17 protein-coding genes are annotated in these 19,600 nt (G+C 69.9%); 2 read left to right on the top strand and 15 right to left on the bottom strand.

The genetic code is table 11. From position 1 onward, the window contains the following. Positions 1–125 precede the first annotated feature (125 nt). The 4 genes from MZC64_RS28290 to MZC64_RS28275 all read right to left on the bottom strand — a co-directional run bounded on the left by MZC64_RS28290 (position 126) and on the right by MZC64_RS28275 (position 5,199). The gene (locus tag MZC64_RS28290; protein ID WP_185005861.1) at positions 126–332 is read right to left on the bottom strand and encodes a DUF5988 family protein; all 207 of its coding nucleotides are present in this window, start codon (positions 330–332) and stop codon (positions 126–128) included. Positions 333–448: 116 nt separating this feature from the next. Beyond that, complete coding sequence (locus MZC64_RS28285) at positions 449–1,141, bottom strand: alpha/beta fold hydrolase (protein WP_308301083.1); 693 nt, start codon at positions 1,139–1,141, stop codon at positions 449–451. 210 nt (positions 1,142–1,351) lie between these two features. After that, on the bottom strand, positions 1,352–1,981 hold the full coding sequence (locus MZC64_RS28280; RefSeq protein WP_247761719.1) for a helix-turn-helix transcriptional regulator: 630 nt from the start codon (positions 1,979–1,981) through the stop codon (positions 1,352–1,354). A gap of 755 nt (positions 1,982–2,736) precedes the next feature. Next, positions 2,737–5,199 (bottom strand): alpha-L-fucosidase, encoded by a 2,463-nt coding sequence (locus MZC64_RS28275; protein ID WP_247761720.1) that lies wholly within the window; start codon positions 5,197–5,199, stop codon positions 2,737–2,739. Positions 5,200–5,444: 245 nt separating this feature from the next. Here MZC64_RS28275 and MZC64_RS48845 point away from each other — a divergent pair, with 245 nt between their 5' ends. Further along, positions 5,445–6,614 (top strand): septum formation family protein, encoded by a 1,170-nt coding sequence (locus MZC64_RS48845; protein WP_308301080.1) that lies wholly within the window; start codon positions 5,445–5,447, stop codon positions 6,612–6,614. Positions 6,615–6,639: 25 nt separating this feature from the next. Here MZC64_RS48845 and MZC64_RS28265 read toward each other — a convergent pair whose 3' ends face one another. The 8 genes from MZC64_RS28265 to MZC64_RS28225 all read right to left on the bottom strand — a co-directional run bounded on the left by MZC64_RS28265 (position 6,640) and on the right by MZC64_RS28225 (position 15,467). Further along, on the bottom strand, positions 6,640–6,990 hold the full coding sequence (locus tag MZC64_RS28265; RefSeq protein ID WP_247761721.1) for a hypothetical protein: 351 nt from the start codon (positions 6,988–6,990) through the stop codon (positions 6,640–6,642). Between the two features lie 30 nt (positions 6,991–7,020). Then, positions 7,021–8,178, bottom strand: coding sequence for an FHA domain-containing serine/threonine-protein kinase (locus MZC64_RS28260; protein WP_247761722.1), 1,158 nt, complete (start codon positions 8,176–8,178; stop codon positions 7,021–7,023). A 1-nt stretch (position 8,179) separates the two neighbouring features. Continuing rightward, a complete protein-coding gene (locus MZC64_RS28255) occupies positions 8,180–9,049 on the bottom strand; it encodes a tetratricopeptide repeat protein (protein ID WP_247761723.1) in 870 nt (289 codons plus the stop codon). 51 nt (positions 9,050–9,100) lie between these two features. Beyond that, on the bottom strand, positions 9,101–12,484 hold the full coding sequence (locus tag MZC64_RS28250) for a protein kinase (protein ID WP_282105986.1): 3,384 nt from the start codon (positions 12,482–12,484) through the stop codon (positions 9,101–9,103). Positions 12,485–12,494: 10 nt separating this feature from the next. Then, positions 12,495–13,301: a hypothetical protein gene (locus tag MZC64_RS28240; protein WP_247761724.1), complete on the bottom strand. Its 807-nt coding sequence runs from the start codon at positions 13,299–13,301 to the stop codon at positions 12,495–12,497. Between the two features lie 48 nt (positions 13,302–13,349). Further along, the gene (locus MZC64_RS28235; RefSeq protein WP_247761725.1) at positions 13,350–14,273 is read right to left on the bottom strand and encodes a TauD/TfdA family dioxygenase; all 924 of its coding nucleotides are present in this window, start codon (positions 14,271–14,273) and stop codon (positions 13,350–13,352) included. Between the two features lie 220 nt (positions 14,274–14,493). Beyond that, positions 14,494–14,889, bottom strand: a complete 396-nt coding sequence (locus tag MZC64_RS28230) for a tautomerase family protein (RefSeq protein ID WP_247761726.1) — start codon at positions 14,887–14,889, stop codon at positions 14,494–14,496. Between the two features lie 2 nt (positions 14,890–14,891). Then, complete coding sequence (locus tag MZC64_RS28225) at positions 14,892–15,467, bottom strand: TetR/AcrR family transcriptional regulator (RefSeq protein WP_247761727.1); 576 nt, start codon at positions 15,465–15,467, stop codon at positions 14,892–14,894. A 153-nt stretch (positions 15,468–15,620) separates the two neighbouring features. On the opposite strand from MZC64_RS28225, the gene MZC64_RS28220 reads away from it, so the two are divergent. After that, positions 15,621–17,834, top strand: coding sequence for a discoidin domain-containing protein (locus MZC64_RS28220; RefSeq protein WP_247761728.1), 2,214 nt, complete (start codon positions 15,621–15,623; stop codon positions 17,832–17,834). Positions 17,835–17,977: 143 nt separating this feature from the next. Here MZC64_RS28220 and MZC64_RS28215 read toward each other — a convergent pair whose 3' ends face one another. The 3 genes from MZC64_RS28215 to MZC64_RS28205 form a co-directional block, all read right to left on the bottom strand. Beyond that, positions 17,978–18,466, bottom strand: coding sequence for a glutathione peroxidase (locus MZC64_RS28215; protein WP_247761729.1), 489 nt, complete (start codon positions 18,464–18,466; stop codon positions 17,978–17,980). Between the two features lie 64 nt (positions 18,467–18,530). Beyond that, on the bottom strand, positions 18,531–18,995 hold the full coding sequence (locus MZC64_RS28210; protein WP_247761730.1) for a hypothetical protein: 465 nt from the start codon (positions 18,993–18,995) through the stop codon (positions 18,531–18,533). 172 nt (positions 18,996–19,167) lie between these two features. Beyond that, positions 19,168–19,590 carry a nuclear transport factor 2 family protein gene (locus MZC64_RS28205; protein WP_247761731.1) on the bottom strand — a complete coding sequence of 141 codons (423 nt, stop codon included), beginning with the start codon at positions 19,588–19,590 and terminating at the stop codon, positions 19,168–19,170. Positions 19,591–19,600: the final 10 nt, after the last annotated feature.

Below are 19,600 nucleotides of genomic sequence, written 5' to 3'. Positions count from 1 at the left end.
GACGGCCACGCGCCGGTCCGCGATCCCGCGGCCGGCGCGTTTCCACGTCCGGACCCGCTCGGCGAACGGGCGCACGAAAAGGCCGGTACGACGGGAGGTCGTACCGGCCAGGGGAAGCGCGAGGGTCACTCGGCGATCTTCGTCCGTCCGCACCAGTTGTAAACGGGGAGGTTCTCCTCGCCCACGCTCTGGTTCTGCCCGTGATAGGCGAAGTGCTCGTAGCCGGCGCCAAAGGCGACCTTGATTTTCTGATCGAGCCGGTCCACATTGCGGACCGGTTCGATGAGGGACAGTTCGGCCGGTCCACCGGACAAGAAGATTCGGGTGCTCATCTCGTTTCCTCCTCTGGGCTGGCTCAACTATGCGACCTACATCACCAGGAAAACCGTTGAAGGATCCGGAGCCGGGCTCCGTGGCGACATTCCGCCGCGATCAAACCCTGCCGGAGTCAGACCGTGCTGCGGCTGGCGCCCAGGGCCCGGCTGATCTCCGCCTGCACCGCGGCCTGGTGCTCGGTGAGGAAGAAGTGCCCGCCCGGATACACCTGGATCCGGCATTCGCCGTCGGTGTGCCCGCGCCAGGCCTCGGCCTCGGCGATCGTCGTCTTGGGATCGTTGTCCCCGGTGAGCACTGTGATCGGACAGCTCACCCTGCGCCCGGGTTGTGCCCGGTAGGTCTCGATGGCGCGATAGTCGTTGCGCAGCGCGGGCAGGCTCATCCGGAGGATCTCCTCATCGGCGAGCACGGCGCCGTCAGTGCCGTTCAGGGTGGCCATCTCGGCGATGATCGCGTCGTCCCCGCGCCGGTGGGTGCTCTCCTCGCGAACCGAGGACGGCGCCCGGCGCCCGGAGGCGATCAGTTCGAGCGGGGGTTGCCCGCCGTCCTGCTCCAGCCGCCAGGCGAGTTCGAAGCCGATAGTGGCGCCCATGCTGTGCCCGAACAGCACGGTCGGCTTCGGAGTGAGTGCGGCCAGTTCGGCCGCGATGTGTTCGGCGAGCTTCTCGATATCGGCGATTCCCGGATCACGGAGCCGATCCTGCCTGCCGGGGTACTGAATCGCGACCACATCCACCGCCGGCGCGAGGTTTCGCGAAACCGGGTAGTAGAAGCTGGCCGATCCGCCGGCGTGCGGCAAGCACACCAGCCTGGTGGCGCTCGCCGCCGAGGGATGGAAGCGCCTAATCCACTGCGTTGTCTCGGTGTCGGCTATCGCCACGGGCGTAGTTCCCTTCCTCAGACCCCACCATGACGATGACGTTCCCGGCTGCCCGCCGGGTGTCATCGCCGTACGCATTCATTGCTGAACTACGCAGAGCTGTTAATGCCACGCACACTCGGAGTGACTTGAGTTTTACTTGACATAGGCGGGGAGCACCCGGGGCGGCCACGAGCCGACGCCGAAGAGTCCCATTGAATACGCTTTCGAAACGAGCGCCGGACGGTTCTTCGCCTTCAACCGGCGCAACAGCGTCGTAACGTGGTATTCAACTCCGCCGCGGCTCAGGTGCAGCATCGAAGCCAGCTGCACGGTGGAAACACCGGCCGCGACACCCTCCAGAATCCGGGCGTCCATGTCGGTCAGGAGCTTGCGCCCCGATGACAGCATGTGACCAGTGCGGTCGGTCTGCTCCGGCCGCACGATGACCATGATGCGCTGCACCTTGCCGGCCTCGCCGACCACCGCCACCCCGGTCAGCTCACCGCTGAAGTCCGGCTCGCCACTGCGCAGACCAGCGATTTGGCTGGAAAAGCGCCCCTTCTGCCCGTCCAGGAGCCGGCCCAGCCCCTGCGTGACACTGTCCCGCACGCTGGGGTGAAGCAGCTCCGCGAACGTTCGCCCGCAGGCATCGGCAGCAGACCTGCCGAAGAGCCTAAGAAGCCTCGAATTTGCCTCAGTCACTCGCAGTGACGAATCCAGTGTCGCCACACAGATGCCCGACTGGTCGAAGAGAGATCGAACCAGTTCCTGTGCGTCATCCACCTTCCGTACCACGCTAACCGAATCATGCATTGCCGCCGCTGCTACGTCCACACTCATCGGATGACCAGTCCTCCCGTTTAGAGATTGTGATCGAGCCCCCCCAAGGCACGTTCACCCAGTTGGGTTCCTCAACGGAATTGATCGTCTGGGTATGCCCCAAGACCTGTCAACGCGAGACTAACAGCCTGTCTTAAGACTGTGGTCCTCCGCACCTTCAGGTTCGGACCGTGCGGACCCCCGCGCTGACCGGCGGAAATGCGGCACGGTGACCGCACACTGACACCCGCAACCACCTCATTCAGGCGAAACTGTCACCGTAGGCAATTGGCGATTACTGGGAGTCACCATCAAATCAATCTCAAGTTTGGCAGATGACGGCCATTGTTATACGGAGAACTACATTTCTTGTCATCCAGCCCGAGAGCAGCGCCATCAACACGTGTAGACGAAGCATGGCGTACTCCGATCCGACTAAATCCCGGGGTAGTGCCATGACATCGAGCCTCTTGATTCAACGCTTGCCCGCCGGACTTCGTGGGTAGGTTCGAGGCGATTTCCCGTCGAGACTCCGGGAGCGGTTATGGACCTGCGGAACCACACGGCGAACCCCCTCCGGTGCGCCCACCAGGCAGGTGTCCTCCCTGCGAGCGGCCCGGCTGTCCTCCGGGAGGACTACGCCGCGACGGAGCCTGACCGGGGAGACAGCTCGGCCGCCGCGACGGGTTCTCGTCACGGCGGCCGAGGTCCGGGCTGGTTCAGCGTCCCCGCACCACCACTTCGGCCAGCGACAACGGATCGGTGGCCGAGGCCAGCTGCACTCGCACGTGCTGCCCGGCCCGGCCCGCCAGGCCGATCGCGCTAGGCCGCCCGGCCATCCCGGGCTGGTGCACCGCGAAAACCCCCGGCGTGGCGAGGGCATCGCGCAGCGAATCCGCGGTGATCGGCGCGTCCGAGACCAACACCCAGTAGTCGGCGAGCCGCCGCGCACAGCAATCAGTGCGGTTCCAGATCTCGATGGTCTCGATCGCCACCGGCCGGCCGAGGTCCACCTGCCACCACGCCTGGTTCGACGGTTCGGCGGTGTGCGAGGTGGAGTTGTCCCGGCTGAAGTCGCCGCCGGTGTTGCCGTCCACCGCCCGCTCCGGCACCCCGCCCCAGCCCAGACTGACCTGGCTGGCGGCCTTGCCCCTGGCCTGGTTCGGCAGCACCACCCGCACCTGGCTGGCCAGCTCCAGCTCCCTGGCCACCCCGGTCACCACCGCCCGCACCTCTTCTATGGCAGGTGTGGCGTCCGCGGGCACGGTCACCGGCACCAGCACGGTCCGCGTCTGCCCCGGCGCCAGCCCGGCGAAGGGCACCGCCGCCCCGACCGTCCAGTCGGCAGGGGCCCGCAGCGCGACCGCACCGCTGACCTCCCGGGACCGCAGGTTGGTCACCCGCACCGGGATCTCGACCCGGCTGCCGGTCTCCACCTGCGCGGGCGGTGCAGCCCAACCGACCACCCGGTCGGTAGGCGCGACCAATCCGCTCAACCGCGCCCCCAGCTCCTGGCCCTGGTGCGCGGGTTCGGCCCTGGCGATGGTCACCGGCGTGACCTGGCGCGCCCGCACGGTGAACGGGCCGATCGCGCCGCCGAGCAGCTGGGCCCCGGTCAGCACCCGGCTCTGCTCCCCCACGCTGACCCGGTACCGGGTGTCCGGCTCGGCGCTCCCGCGCAAGGTCAGCGACACCGCGCCGGACCGCTCGCCACTGAGGTAGGCGGTCTGCCGCACGCTCGTCTGCCGGGTGCTGGGGTAACTGCCCTGGTCGGCATAGCTGTTGCCGCGCTCAAAATCGTCCTCGCCCAGCACCCACGCACCGTCCCGGCCCGCGGTCACCGTGTTCGCCGGGATGATCCGCAACTCCCCCGCCAGCTCCACCTTCAGCACCGGCAACACCAGATCCCGCGGCGTGGCGGGCAACCGCACCACCAGATCGGCGCCGTCCTGCCGCCAGTCCAGCCGGCCGGCACCGTCCTCGCCGACCCGGCGCACCCGGGTGGCCAGTCCGGGCAGCCGCAGCTCACCGGTCGTTGGCCACTGCGTGACATGCAGGAACAGCTCGTTCCCGTTGGCGGTGACCTCACCCCACGGCTGCCCGCCGAACCGGGTCGCCGACGCGCCCAGCACCGCCCCCGGATGCCTGCTCAGCCAGGACCCGATGCCGCGCAACACCTCCGCCTCGAACTCCACCACCGAACCGTCCCCGCGCGGACCGATGTTGAGCAGGTAGTTCCCGCCCCTGGCCCGCACGCTGGTCAGCCCGACCACCAGATCGCGGATCTTGCCGGGCAGATCCTCCCGCTTCTGCCAGCTCCGGTAGCCCCAGGTCTCGTGGTAGATCGAGGCCGGCGTCTGCCAGGTGCCATCCAGGGGCACGGTCGGGATCTCGTTGTCCCCCAGCGTGCGGAAGTCCCCGGCGTTGTTCCAGACCCGGCTGTTGATCACCGCCCGCGGCCGCAGTTCCCGCACGATCCCGGCGAACCGCTGGCTCTGCCGCACGGTTGGTGCCGACATGTCGAACCAGACCTCGGCGATCTCGCCGTAGTTGGTCATCAGCTCGCGCAGCTGGGCCTCGATCACCGGCTCCATCGAGGCCGGGATCGGGTTGTTGTTGCCGCCGTCGAAGCTGTGCCCCTGGTGCCAGTCGACCAGCGAGAAGTACACCCCGAACCCGAGTCCCTGGGCCCGGCAGGCATCGCCGAGCAGCTTGAGCGGGTCCTTCTTATAGGGGGTCGCGTCGACCACGTTGTAGCCGGTGTTGGCGGTGCCGAACATGGAGAAGCCGTCATGGTGCTTGCTGGTGATCACCACGTACTTCATGCCCGCCTGCTTGGCGAGTGAGCAGATCGCCGCCGGATCGAACTTCGCCGGCTGGAACCGGGCGGCCACCTCGCGGTACTCGGCCTCGGAGATGTTGGCCCACATCTGGATCTGCTCGCTGTAGCCGCTGGTCACTGGCTGCCCGCGCCACACCCCGCCGAGTTCGGAGTACACGCCCCAGTGGATGAACATGCCGAACTGCAACCGCTGCCAGGCAGCGAGTTCCGGGTCCGGACTCAGCCCCACCACGCCGGGCACACCCCGCACCGGCCGCTGCTGCTCTGCCGCCCCCGCCGCCCCGGTCAGGCTCAGGCCCAGTAACAGGGCGAGCAGCAGGCAGCACGATCTCCGCATCATCGGGTTCTCCTCGTTGAGCACCGACGGAACGTCAATACATCCGACCAAAGCAGTCCGAAAGTTACATCTGAGCCCCCAGTGGTCACAACGGCCGAAGGATTCATTGGATGTCTGTGCTCCGCGCGAACCCGAACCCCGCCAACCGGGTTCCCCGGCATCTCCCTGGTACGCGGTGTCCGCGGCCGCACGCCGTCCCTAGCATCACCGCAGGCGCGGGAGTGGGGCCCGCCGGCGAGGGGGATGCCGTGCACCGGGACGTCCACAACCAGGCGACCAACAGCCAGAACGTGGTCATGGCAGGCGCCATCCACGACGGCGTGCACTTCTACCAGGGTTATCTGGACCGCCGGACCAGCCGGCTGGCGATCGGCGCGCTGGTGCTCGGGCTGTGCGGATTCCTGCCGGTGTTCATCCCGATCGCGTTCACCTTCGCGATCATCGTGCTCACCCGGCTGGCCAGACTGGGCAACAGCACCGGCGACCAGTCCGGAAGCACGGCCTTCAGTCCACCCCACCCGGACACGCAGACACCGACCGCGCCGCACTCCGGCAGCTCGCCGGTCGCCACACCAGGCTCAACGCACCCCGGCGGACCACCGATCGCCGCGCCGGGCGCAACAAACCCCGCCGCACCACCAATCCCCGCACCAGGCACCACCCACCCCGGCGGCCCCGCGACCCCCGTCCACTTCAGCCAACCCACGCCACCCCAACCAAATCCGGCTCCCTCGCCCTTCCCCAGCAGCCCCGCCGCAACCCAGCCGGCGGACCTCTCGGCACCCATCGCCGGGCCGCCCGCCTTTCCCGCGGGAATGCCGGGGCCGGTCACCGGATTCGGCACCGGCGCGACGGCTGCGACCGGCACGGCGGGCGCGGCGGCGGGCCTCGTCGGCATGGTCGCGGCGAGCAAGACCATCGCGCTGGCCATGGCGCTCCTGGGGCTGCTGTTCTCCCTGGTCTGGGGCGGGGTCTGGACCGCGGGCATCATCCAGGTGACCAGCACCGCCGACGGCTGCGTGACCCCACCAGCCGGTCACGCCAACGCCTGCACGCTCACACCGGGCGACTGCCTCATCCGGCCGTCACTCTCGACCGAAGCTGTTGCCGTCCGGCTGACCAGCTGCACCGAACCGCACGACGCCCAGGCGTTCGGCGCGTACAGCGGGGGCTCCGGCCCGTGGCCGGGCTGGAACGGATTCCTCGCGGGCACAAAGGCCAACTGCCCCGCCATCGCGCAGCGGAACGTGAACCTGGCCGCCCTGACCGAATCCGACCAGATCGGCTACCTGGCGCCGAACGAGGCGTCCTGGAACGCGGGCTACCGCAACGTGATCTGCATGGCCTACCACAGCGGCGGGAGCTGGACCAGTTCGATCCTGCAGCCCGGCGCTGACCTGTCCCTGCCGACCAGATGAGGCGACCTACCGGGGCAGCAGCACCTCAGTCACCCTGCGCCCAGGCCGCCACCGGCAGCGACAGGTACACGCCGAAGTCGTCCAGCCCGGTGGCGGCCGCGAGGTCGGCGTGCAGCCGGTCCACCCGCTGCTGGCGGTCGGTGGCCCGGCTCTCGAACCACTTGGACCGCACCTCGATCACCACCGGCAGTCCACCGCGGTCCAGCGGACCCAGCGGCCGGAACCGGATGTCCACATCCCCCGGCTGCAGATCCCCGTCGTAGGGCTCCTCCGGGCAGGCCACGGCCAGCGACACCAGGTGCGGCAGCACCGAGCCGAGTTCCCGCAACTTCGGTTCGCCGATCTCCGGCGCGTAAGTGACTTCCACCAGCGGCACCCGTCCACCCTAGCCGCGACCGTGCCGGCGTCAGATCGCCCACAGCGCGGTGGCAAGCTCCTCGGCCTTCGTCACCGCGATCCCCGGGGTGTCGACCAGCGCCGCGTCGAGCACCGCAGCCAGCCCGGCCGGGATCGTGCGGTCCCGGTCGCGGATCGGCACCACCGGATCGGTCAGCACCACCAGCACCGGGTCCTCGCCCGGTGGGAAGGTGCGCGGGGAGGCGCCGGTCAGCATCCAGTACAGGCTGGCCGCGGCGGCCCACACGTCGACCTCGGGTTTGGCGTACTTGTAGTCGATGATCTGCGGGCGGGGCATGAACGCGACGCTGCCGCCGAGGGCGCCGGTGCGGGTGTGGCCGGACAGCCCGGCCCGGTCGAATGCCTTGGCCAGGCCGAAATCGGCGAGTTTGGCGATCGGGTCGTCGGGTGGTCCGGTGAGGAAGATGTTGTGCGGCTTGACATCCCGGTGCACCAGGCCCACCCCCGGCGCACTGCCGCCGTCGGCGAGGCTGACCCACGGGATGGGCGCCTGGTGCGCGTAGGCCAGGGCGTCCAGCACCTGCAACGTGATCGAGACGGCCTCCGCGACCGGCAGCGGGCCGCGGCGGGCCACCAGTTCGGCCACACTGCCACCCTCGCAGTAGCCGCTGGCCAGCACGAACGCCGAGCCGCCCGCACCGGCGCCGCGGAACTCCAGCACGTTGGGGTGGTTGAGCGCGCGGGTGTTCTCGATCTCGCGCAGGAAGGCGTTGCGGGCCTTGCGGTCCACCGCGTCCTCGCCCCACAGGGTCTTGATCGCGACCAGGGTGCCGTCGGCCAGGTCCTTGGCCAGGTGCACCACACCCTGGCTGCCCTGGCCCAGTTTGCGCACCAGCTCGTAGCCGCTGAGCCCGACCGAGAACCGCAGCACCGTGGCGCCGACGCTGATCTCATCGCCGTGCAGCAGCCGCGTTTCCCCGGTGACCGGCTCGCCGTTGACCCGGGTTCCGTTGCGGCTGCCCAGATCCCGCAGCCGCGCCTCGGGCGGGTCGATCTCCAGCACGCAGTGCCTGCGGGAGACCCGTTTGTCGCCGGTGCCCAGGCGCAGGTCGCAGTCCAGCGAACGGCCGATCACGCAGCTGGCGGGTTCGCGGAAAACCTTGTCCCGCACCAGATCGTCCGCGGAGAGGGTGACGGTGGTGCGCATGTCAGCCGCGGTCCCGGACGTCCTCGTACACCCGGTAGGCCAGGCTGGCCTCCTCGGTGCGGCCCAGTTCCTTCAACGCGTGCGCCCGGTTGTAGTAGTTCTCCGGCACATCCGGGCCGTCGCTGAGCGCGATCTCGATCGCGGCCAGCGCCTCGGCGGGCCGGCCCAGCCGGATCAGCGCCGCGCCGAGCGCGCCGTGGGCGTGCGCGCGCAGGTGTTCGGTGTGGTCGGCGCCCTGCCCGGCCGCGTCCAGCCGGATGGCCTGTTCGCAGCAGGCCAGCGCCGCCTCGGCCTGGTCCAGATCGATCAGCGTGTACGCCTTGTCGACCAGGGCGGCCAGGTAGTGCGGCTGGATCCGCAGCGCGCGGTCGTACCCGCGCACGGCCCGTTCGGGCTGGTTGGACAGCCGGCAGACGTTGGCCTGATCGAACAGGGCCTGCACGTTGTGCGGGTCGAGCCGGGCCACCTGCTCCAGCGCGGCCACCGCATCGCCGTAGCGACCCAGCTCCCGCAGCACCAGTCCACGCTGGAAGTGCGCGTCGAGGTGACCGGAGCGCTGTCCCAGCACCCGGTCGAACACGGCCAGTGCCTCGGCGAACCGCCCGCTCTCGGCCAGGGTCACGCCCTCGGCGTGCAGTTCGGCCACGGCGGCCTTGGGCCTGCTCCAGATCTCCGGCCGCCGCGCGCCGTCGGCGAGCTTGCCGCCGCAGCCGGTGCAGCGCGGTCCGCGGAACAGCCCGCCCCGCCCGGCCAGGCAGCGGTCGCAGTAGTTCTGGTGGCAGTCCTGGCAGATCCGGAAGCTGATCGCGAAGTGCTCGGGGTCGGCGCGGGCCACCGGGTTGCCGCCGGGCGCCTTGGACACCGAGATCATCCGCCGGCAGCCCCAGCCAGAACACACCAGCAGCACAAGCAGTCCCTTCGTTCAGCCCTCCGCGGGAAAGTCATAGTCCCAGTCCAGTTCCCACACCCGCAGCGTTTTCCGCCGACTGGCAGAGATCACGATCCGCCCGTCCGCGCTCACCTGCACCGATCCCACTGGTTCGGGCTGCCCCGCCAGCTCCCACAGGCAACGCCCCGCCACCGGATCCCACACTCGCACAGTGTGATCGGCCGCCACGGAGAACAGGAACCGGCCGTGCGCGAGCAGTCCGGTGATCGCCCCACTGTGCCCATCCAATGACCGGATCCCTCGCTGCGCGGCCACATCCCACACCCACAGCGACCCGTCCTCGGCGCCGGAGTAACCGGCATGTCCGTCCGCGCTGATCGCCAACGCGGTCAACGGAGCCTCGTGCCCGGCCAGCACGCCCAGGTACTCCCCTGTTGGCGGCTCCCACACGAACGCCGTCCGGGTCGGCCCACTCAACAGTCCAATCCGCCCGTCCGCACTCACCGCGACCAGGCTGCTCCGCCCCACCGCACCACCAAGCACCTTGACCAGCCGCCCGGCCGCGTCCCAGATCGACAGCATTCCCTTGCCGTCCTGGGCGAACACCCGGCGTCCGTCCGGACTGAACCGCAGCCGCCCCACGCGGTGGGACTGCCGCCCCAGCACCCGCCCCCGCCGCCACCGGCCCAGCCCCCAGACCCGCAGCGTCAGATCCTCCCCCGCCGACACCACCTGCCGACCGTCCGGACTCACCGCCACCGCGAGCACTTCACCCCGATGCCCGGCAAACTCCCGAATCCGTTCCCCGGTAACGAGATCCCACACCCGGACCTTCCCGTCCGCGCAGCCGGTGACCACACACCGCCCGGCCGGATCCAGCGCGAGCCCCGTCACCGCGTCCCCATGCCCGGCCAGCCGATGCACCCGCTCGCCACTCGCCGGCTCCCACACCTCCACCACGCGCGACACCACGGACACCACCAGCCCACCATCGGCCCGCAACACACTCCGCTCCCCCACGAACTCCCGCACCAGCCGCGCCCCCAGCAACCCAGTCGCCCGGCCCTGCCGCCCCAACCGCGCCCACCGCGTCAGCAGCTCCGGATTCCGTTGGTAGCCAGGCACATCCAGCGCCGCCCGCAACTCCGCCGCCGCGCCCGCCCACCGCTGTTCCCCCACCAGCCGATCCGCCCGCGCCAGCGCCGAGGCGACCACGTCCGCCGCATCGGTCAACGCCACCGCGGGCAACGGCCGCGGATAACTCCACGGTGCCAGAGGCCCACCGGGCGGCAATTCCCAGCGCCGCACCAACCGTTTCGCGCTCCCGGTAAACGCCACCCGCCCGTCCGCGCTCAACACCAGCGCCGAGGTCCATCCCGCGGTGTCCTCGTAGGTCCGCACACACCGCCCACCCACCAGGTCGAACACCCGCAACCCCACCGAATCCGCCACCGCCGCCCGAGCCCCGTCCGCGCTGACCGCAGCCGTCTCGGCCCACCCGACCCCCCGTTCCAGCGTGCGCACCCGCTCCCCGGTTCCCGTCCGCCACACCGAAACGGCACTGCCCCCGACCACCAACGCGATCCGTCCATCCACGCTGAACGACACCTGCCCGCCGCCCACCCCGAATGACCGCACCAATCGCCCACTGTCCAACTCCCACAACCGGATCCGCCGGGTCTGCCGATGCCAGCGCACCACCAGCCCATCCAGGCTGATCACCACCGCCACGCCATAGTGATCACCAGGACTGGCCTGCTCCAGAACGTGCAGCAGCTCCCCGGCGGCCGACCACAGCAGAACCGCCCCATCCACCCCCGCGGTGACCACTCGCCGTCCATCCGGACTCACCGCGATCCCGTTCACCCGCCCCGAATGCGCCGCCCACTGCCAAGACTTCTCCAGTGCCCGGACCAGCACCGACCCGTCAACACCACCCGCCGCCAGCACGCCGCCGTCGGCGCTCAACCCGATCGCCGCAACGCCCCGTGCCAGCCCCGCCAACCGATGCCGCAACGCACCGGTGCGCGCGTCCCACACCCGCACCGACCCGCCGTCCGCGGCCTCCCGTTCCCGCCCACCGGAAGCCAGCACCAGCCCATCCGCGCTCAACGCGACCGCACTGACGTCATCGTCCTGCCCGGCCAGCCCCAGCGGTTCTCCCGACGACGCCAACTTCTCCGCCCGCCCCAGCGCGGCAACCACCTCAGCCGCACCAGGCTGCCGCCGCACCGCCTCGGCCAGCAATTCCCGCGCCCGCCCGGCATCCCCCCGTTCCAGCTGCACCAGCCCCAGCAAATACTCCACCCGATGACTGGCCGCCACCTCCGCCAGCAACCCGCTATCCGTCAGCCGCCCCGCCCGCCACCGGTGCAGCCCCCAGTTGTACACCGCGTGCGGATGCCGCGGATCGGCCCGCAAAGCCTTCTCCCACAACGTCTCCGCCCGCTCAGCCAGCCCAAGGTCCACCATGGACAGCGCCTGGTTGGACAACCCATCCGCCAGCAACGTCGCCGCACTCGGCGTCACCCGCGGATAGACGCCGACCTCATCCCCATAAACCCCAACAAGTTCCTCGGCGATCTCCGCCATCCCAGTCGGCCGGTCACCAGGCTCGACCTGAAAACACCGCCGCAGCAACCGCACCAAACCCGTTGGCATGACCGGAAACTCCGCGGTCCCACCCGCCAGGTAAGCCGCGAACGCCTCCCCCGCCGCCTGCCCGAACCGGGTCGGCGGCCTCCCGGTGAACAGTTCCAGCACGGTCACCGCCCAGGACCACACATCCGTCGCCCCGGTCAGCCGCACCTGCGCACCCGCCGCCGCCCGCGCCTGCTCCGGGGAGCAGTAGGCGGGCGTCAGCCCACCACAACTGACCAGCCCGCTCTCAGCAGCGGCAACCTCTCCCGCCGCCACCCGAGCCTTGGCCAGTCCGAAATCGGTGACCTTGACCGTGCCGTCCAGCCCGAGCAACACGTTGGCGGGCTTGACATCCTGGTGCACCAGACCGGAATCGTGCGCGTGCGCCAACCCCCAGGCCGTCTGGATCGCGATGTCCAGCAACCGCCCCAGCCCGTCCCGGTAGATCGACCGCTCGCGCACCGCGGTGGCCAGATCCCCACCATCCACCCACTCCGCGAACACCCGGGGCACCCCGCCCAGCCGCCGCACGTACACACAGCCCACGGTGTTCGGATGCGCCCCCAGCCCCACCCAGGACTCGGCCTCCGCCTCGAACCCACGCACCCCCGACGCCGAGGCCACCAGCTCCCGCCGCGGCGCCTTCACCGCCAGGTCGACCTCCCAGCCGAGGTGCCGCACCCGGTGGACCAGGCCCATGCCGCCGGTGCGGATCACCGCCAGAACCTCATACAAGTCAAGGACAATCTGCCCCGGCCGCCACAGCTCATCCCCCATGCCGGGGACGCTACACCCGCACCGCCGCCCGGAACCCGGCCGGATCCTCCACACCCAGTTCAATCACCCGCACCAGCCCGCCGCTCCGGCCCAGCCGTGCGGTCGCCGGCTCCGGCAGGTGCAGGGTCAGGTTGGTGAGGCCACGCCCGTTCGGCAGCACCAGCACGTCGTCGGTGATCGCCGCCCGCCCCGGCCGCGTTTCCCGTTCGGCCACCACGGTTCCCGGCCAGGGCACCGTCACCACCACATCATGTCCGGCGCGCAACTCCAGCCGGTCGGGCAGCAGCCGGTGCGGGTGGGTGCGCGGCACCGCCCAGTAACCCACCACGATGACCAGCGAGTACAGCCCGACCAGGTCATGCGCCAGCCGCACCCCCGGCCACGGGATCAGCTGGTGCAGCACCACCAGCTCGACCACGATGACCACCAGCAGCACCGCGAACACCCGGCCCCGCCCCGCGCTGTACCCGCCGATCCCCGGCCGCGGCCGCCGCAGGAGCGTGCCGACCGCGACCAGACTGGCCAGCTCCCTGGTGACCGCCCAGGCCAGTGGCGTGGGCAGCACCTGGTAGTAGGACCGCCGGAACGCGGTCCATCGCGGCTCCCCCGCCCGCCTGCGCCGGATCGCGAGCACCGTGGCGTAGCCCATCGACCCGAGCACCAGCGCGATGTGCGGAATCTCCAGCACTACCAGCAGTAGCAGTGCGTCCCGCCAACTGACCAGCCCGGTCAGCAGTGCCACGGCCTCCCCGCCGAGCACCACCGCCGGGATGATCACCAACAGCCGTCGCCACCCCGTCGACCAGTTCCCGCTCATGCCGCCATGCTCGAACCCGGTCCCTGGGGCAGGGTCAAGCCGCGGTGGTCAGTACGGCCGGTCCCCCGCGATCGCCACCCGCTCGGCCACCCTGGCATGCGGGTGGTAGTCGTTGACCGCGTAGTGCTGGGTCGCCCGGTTGTCCCAGAACGCCACCGAATCCGGCTGCCAGCGGAAGCGGACCTGGTACTCGGGGACGTGCGCCTGGGTGAACAGGTAGTGCAGCAGGCGGTCGCTCTCCGCGCGGGGCAGGCCAACGATGTGGGTGGTGAAGGCCTGGTTGACGAACAGAGTGCGGCGGCCGGTTTCCGGGTGACGGCGGACCACGGGGTGCGTCACCGGCGGGAACTGTTCCTGGTGGCGGGCAAGGAGTTCCGGGTCGGTGAAGCGGTCGAACCCGGGCAGGTAGTCGTGCACGGCCCGCAGTCCCTCGATCCGTTCCCGGACCGACTCGGGCAGGTTGTCGTAGGCGGCGGCCATGTCCGCCCACAGCGTGTCCCCGCCGATCGGCGGCACAGTGAGCAGCCGCAACACCGAACCCAGCGCCGGATTGGGCCGGAAGGTGACGTCGGTGTGCCAGATGTTCTCCAGCCCCGGCATCGCCGCGCTGCGCTCGAACCGGGTCACCTCCGCGGTATCGCCCTGCGGGATGAACGGATTGGTCTCCAGCTCCCCCCAGTGCGCGGCAAAGGCCCGCTGCTGCCCCGGCGTGATCCGCTGCTCCCGGAAGAACAGCACCTTCCACTCCAGCAACGCCCGGTTCACCTCGTCACGCAGCAACGGAGTCAGTGGTTCGGCCAGGTCGACGCCGTGGATCTGGGCGCCGATCACCCGGCCCAGCGGGCGCAGGGTGAACAGTTCGTAGGGTCGCTCCGCAATGCCCTCGGGCAGGCGGCGGAGTTGCCGGGAGCCTTCGAGAATGCCGTCATCGGGGGTGCTGGCGGCGCGCAGGATCGGCACATGTGTGGTCATGACAGGAGTCCTTGGGATCGAGCGGCTGCGGACGCGAGGTGACGCGCTACGCGGGCGGCGATCCCAGCCGGCCATGGCGAACCAGCAGCGCGGCGGTCCGGACGCCACACCAGCGGGACCACGCGCAGGGCGCGCCCACGTTCCGCTCGATTGCCATGCCCTGATGATCCGGCCTGGCCACGGATTGGGCAAGGGCTCCCAGCATCCGGGAGCCGCCGGGCTACCTGTCGATGCCGGCGGCGTACTGCGCCACCCCGTTGCCGAAGGACCAGTCCAGCAGCTCGTTCTCGACCAGGTTCACCAGCACGTTGCGCGGTTCGGTGCCCGCGTACTCCTGGGCCAGCTCGGCGATCCGCCGGTACAGCGCCTGTTTCAACTCCGCCGACCGCCCGGCCCGCAACGTGATCGCGATGAACACGATCCCGTCATCCTTGTGTATACCAAGGAAATTGTCGTACCGCAGCGTGCTGCTGACCCCGTCGTGGCTCACCAGCACCTGGAACCGGTCATCCGGTGGGACACCGATGGTCTCGACCAGGGCGTCCTGCACGGCGTTGCCGAGGGCTTCCAGGCGGGACTGGTCGGCGTGCAGGGCGTCGATGCGAACGAAGGGCATTGTCAGGACTTTCCTTCCGGGTTCTTGGCGGCGGCGAGCAGGGCGAGGATGCCGTCCATGGCGCGGGCGTGGACCTCGGCCGAACCCTCGGCGCGGGCCAGCACGTAGCCGCCCTGCACCACGGCGACCAGCGCGGTGGCGGTGGCGGCCGGGTCCGGGATGCTGAGTTCGCCGCTCTGCACGCCCTCGGCGAGCAGCGTGGTCAGGCGGGTGGTGACCCAGGCGAAGGTCTCCTCCACCGGGCGGCGCAGGTCCGGGTCGGCCATCACCTCCGGGTCCTGGGTGAGGCGGCCGACCGGGCAGCCCTTGAGCACCTCGCGTTCGCGGCGCAGGTAGGCGGTGATGCGGGCGAGCACGGTGCCGCGCGCGGTGAACTCGGCGTCGGCGCGCTCGCGCATCTCCTCGGCGCTGCGGGTGATCGCGGCCAGCGCCAGCTCGGGTTTGCCGGAGAAGTGGTGGTACATACTGCCCTGGCCCGCGCCGGAACGTTCCTGGATGGCCTTGGGGCTGGTGCCGACGTACCCGCGCTCCCACAGCAGTTCGCGCGTGCTCTCGATGAGCTTCTCCCTGGTGTCCACGAGCTGACCATACATACTAGTAGGTACAGACACAAGCTCCGGCGCGCACTCCCGGGCAGCCGGGGCACTGGCGTTGACTTGCCGGAAACTTGCGCTTTACGCTCGAAGAGAGCGCTCTCTCACCGTCTGCGTCCCCCGACCTCAGGTGGATCGATGAGCCCTGCGTCAGCTCTCCGGCTGCGCCGAATCGCCGTGCTCGCCGCGGCCCTCGGCCTGGCCCCCCTGCTCAGTCCGATCGCCGCTCCGGCTGCCAGCGCGGCCGCCTGCGGCACCGAGAACCTCGCGCTGCACCGCCCGGCGACCAGCTCCTCCACCGAGAACGGCGGCACCCAACCCGCCGCGGCGGTGGACGGCGATGCCGGCACCCGCTGGTCCAGCGCGTTCAGCGATCCCCAGTGGCTCCAGCTCGACCTGGGCGGCCCGAAGCAGCTCTGCCGGGTCACCCTGAACTGGGAAACCGCGCACGCCAAGGCATTCCAGGTCCAGGTCTCCGATGACGCGGCCACCTGGCGGAGCGTGCACACCGCCACCGACAGCGCGGGCGGCCTGCAGCAGCTCGACGTGGCCGGGACCGGGCGATACCTGCGGGTGCACGGCACCCAGCGGGCCACCGGGTACGGCTATTCGCTGTGGGAGGTCGGCGCGTACGCGGTGACCGACGGCAGTGATCCGGTGCTGCCGCCGACCGATCCGCGCAACCCGGACTTCGGCCCGAACGTGCTCGTGGTCGACCCGCGTTCGTCCACTGTGGACACCCAGAACCGATTGAACGCCATCGCCAGGGAACAGCGGACCAACCAGTTCGGGCCACAGCGGCACGCGGTGTTGTTCAAGCCGGGCAACTACAACGCCGATGTGGATCTCCGCTTCTACACCCAGGTCGCCGGACTCGGCCTACACCCGGACGATGTGAACATCAACGGGCACGTGCGGGTGGAGGCGGACTGGTTGCAGCAGGGCGAGGACCCGAACAACCTGGGCAACGCCACCCAGAACTTCTGGCGGTCCGCGGAGAACATGTCGGTGACCTTGCCGCCCAACACCATTGAGCGCTGGGCGGTGGCGCAGGCCGCGCCGTACCGGCGGATGCACGTGCGCGGGCAGCTGCACCTGTGGAACGGGCACGACGGCTGGGCCAGCGGCGGCTGGATCTCGGACAGCAAGATCGACGGCGTGGTGGTTTCCGGTTCGCAGCAACAGTTCATGACCCGCAACACCCAACTCGTGGACGGCTGGGCCGGGTCGGTGTGGAACATGGTCTTCGTCGGTTCCACCGGCACTCCACCGCCGAACTTCCCCAACCCCTCGCACACCGTGCTGCCCACCACCCCGGTGATCCGGGAGAAGCCGTTCCTGCACGTGAACGCCGCGGGTGACTACGGCGTGTTCGTGCCCTCGTTGCGGCACAACGCTTCCGGCACCAGCTGGGCCAGTGGCAGCACGGCGGGGTCCTCGATCTCGTTGAGCCAGTTCTACCTGGTCAAGCCGGGCACCCCGGCGGCCACCATCAACGCCGCGCTCAACCAGGGCAGGCACCTGCTGTTCACCCCTGGCGTGCACCGGATCGACGACACCATCCGGGTCACCCGCCCGGACACCGTGGTGCTCGGATTGGGGCTGGCCACCGTCATTCCCACCACCGGCAAGGCGGCCATCTCGGTGTCCGATGTGGACGGTGTGAAGCTGGCCGGGCTGCTGGTGGACGCGGGCCCGGTGAACTCGCCGGTGCTGGTCGAACTCGGTGAGCCCGGATCGAGCCGGGACCACGCGGCCAATCCGGTGTCCGTGCACGACCTGTTCCTGCGGGTCGGCGGCGCGGGCCCTGGGAAGGCGACGGTGAGCCTGCGGGTCAACAGCCACGACACGATCATCGATCACGTCTGGGCCTGGCGCGGCGACCACGGCGACGGCGTGGGCTGGACGGTGAACACCGGCGCGAACGGCGTGGTGGTCAACGGCGCCGACGTCACCGCCTATGGCCTCTTCGCCGAGCACTACCAGCAGCACAACGTGCTGTGGAACGGCGAGAACGGCCGCACCTACATGTTCCAGAACGAACTGCCCTACGACCCGCCGGACCAGGCGTCCTGGATGAACGGCGGCACCCAGGGCTGGGCGGCGTACAAGGTGGCCGATTCGGTGAACCGGCACGAGGGCTGGGGCCTGGGCAGCTACTGCTACAACAACGTCAACCCGAGCGTGGTCACCGCGAACTCCTTCGAGGTACCCCGAAAACCAGGCGTGCGCATGCACAACCTGGCCGCGGTCTCCCTGGGCGGAGTAGGCACAATCAGCAACATCATCAACGGCGTCGGCGGCCCCGCCAACACCACCACCCAGGTCCGCTACCTCACCGAATACCCCTAACCCCCCGCCGTGTTGGCCGTTGTCGTACCCAGTCTTGGCCGAACTGGTACGACTTGGGCCAACTGGTACGCCCACTTTGGCCAACTCGGCGTACCAGTTGGGCCAACTCGGCGTCCAGAACGGCCAACACGGGGCGGGGTGGGTTAGGCGGGGAGGGCGGCTTCGATGGCGGTGATCACCGTGTTGTCCTCGGGGGTGGTGGTTGGGCGGAAGCGGGCCACTACCTTGCCTGCCGGGTCGAGCAGGAACTTCTCGAAGTTCCACTGGATGTCGCCGGCCTCGCCCGCGGCGTCGGCGGTGGTGACCAGCTCGGCGTAGAGCGGGTGCCGGTCCGGCCCGTTGACGTCGATCTTGGCCATCATCGGGAAGGTGACGCCGTAACTGGTCGAGCAGAAGGTCTGGATCTCCGCCGCGCTGCCCGGCTCCTGGCCGCCGAACTGGTTGCACGGGAAGCCGACCACGGCGAACCCGCGTTCGGCGTAGCGCTCGTGGATGGCCTCCAGGCCGAGGTACTGATTGGTCAGGCCGCACTTGGAGGCGACGTTGACGATCAGCACGGCCTTGCCGCTCAGCTCGCCCAGGGTGGTGGGTTCGCCGGTGAGGGTCTGCAGCGGGATGTCGTACAGGGTCACGCACTCACGCTAGCCGCCCGGTCCGCCGCCACCCGGTTCGGGGGTGGCGGACCGGGCGCGCGGGTCACTTACGGCAGTCGGTCAGCTTCTGCTTGGCCTCGGTGAGCGCCTTGGCGGTCTCGTTGGCCTTGGTGCGGCCGGCCTCCGCCTTCTCGCGGGCCTCCATGGCCTCCACGATCAGCCCGGTGGCCTTGGCCATCAGGTCGGCCGACTTGGCCGCGGCCTCCGCGGAGTCGGCGGCCTGCGCGGCGCCGCCCTTCTTGGCCTTCTCGTGCAGTTCCTTGGCCTTCTCGCTGGCCTTGTCGGCCTCGGCGTTGGCCGTGTCCTTGGTCTTGTTGACCTCGGCGAGCTTGCCCTCGGCGGTCTTGGCCGCGGTGTCGGCTTCGGTGTTGGCCTTCTCCGCGGCGGCGACCGCGGACTGCTGCTGATCGCAGTTGGCCGGAGCCGCGGGTGCGCCGCCACCGCAACCGGCGGCGAGCAACGCGCCACCCAGGGTGAGGGCGAGCAGGGCGAGGCGGGTGGAAGACATCATGTTCACTCTGTTTCTGCTTCGGTGCGCGCCGGAACTACTCCCCCAGGGTCAATCGCGCGCCGACCGCCCCTGACCTGCGCACCCTAACCGGGATCAGCGCAGGCCAGGCACCTGATTTTCGAGTTGTGCGGATGTTGTGGAGGTGATGTGTACGGCCCGGTGTGCTCCGTCACTTCGGTAACGGCGCCACGGCGTGCAGCTGGCGGGCGCCGCGGGCGGTGTCCAGGTACTCGCGCACCCGGTGGATCAGTCCATTGTGGACCTCGAAGACCAGGCAGTAGTCGTTGGCGTAGTGGCTGCCGTCGGCCAGGGTGGCGGTCATGGTCTCCTCGACGATCACCGTGTCACCCACGGCGTGGAAGCCGCGGAAGGTGACCCCGATATCGCTGGTGAACAGGCGGGGGAAGTCCACGGCCAGGAAGTGCGCGATCTGCTCGCGGCCCACCATGTGGTTGGTGATGTCCAGGGCGCGGGCGGTGGCATTCCCTGCCGGGGCAAGCCATTCCGCGTCGGGGGTGAAGACGGCGGCGATCCGGTCCCGGTCGCGGGTGCTGAAGGTCTGCCAGGCTTGTCGGACGATCTCGGCGCTCATGCCGCCGAGG

The organism is Crossiella sp. S99.2 (assembly GCF_023094165.1).
Lineage (GTDB): Bacteria > Actinomycetota > Actinomycetes > Mycobacteriales > Pseudonocardiaceae > Crossiella.
This window is presented reverse-complemented; position numbering and strand designations above follow the sequence as displayed.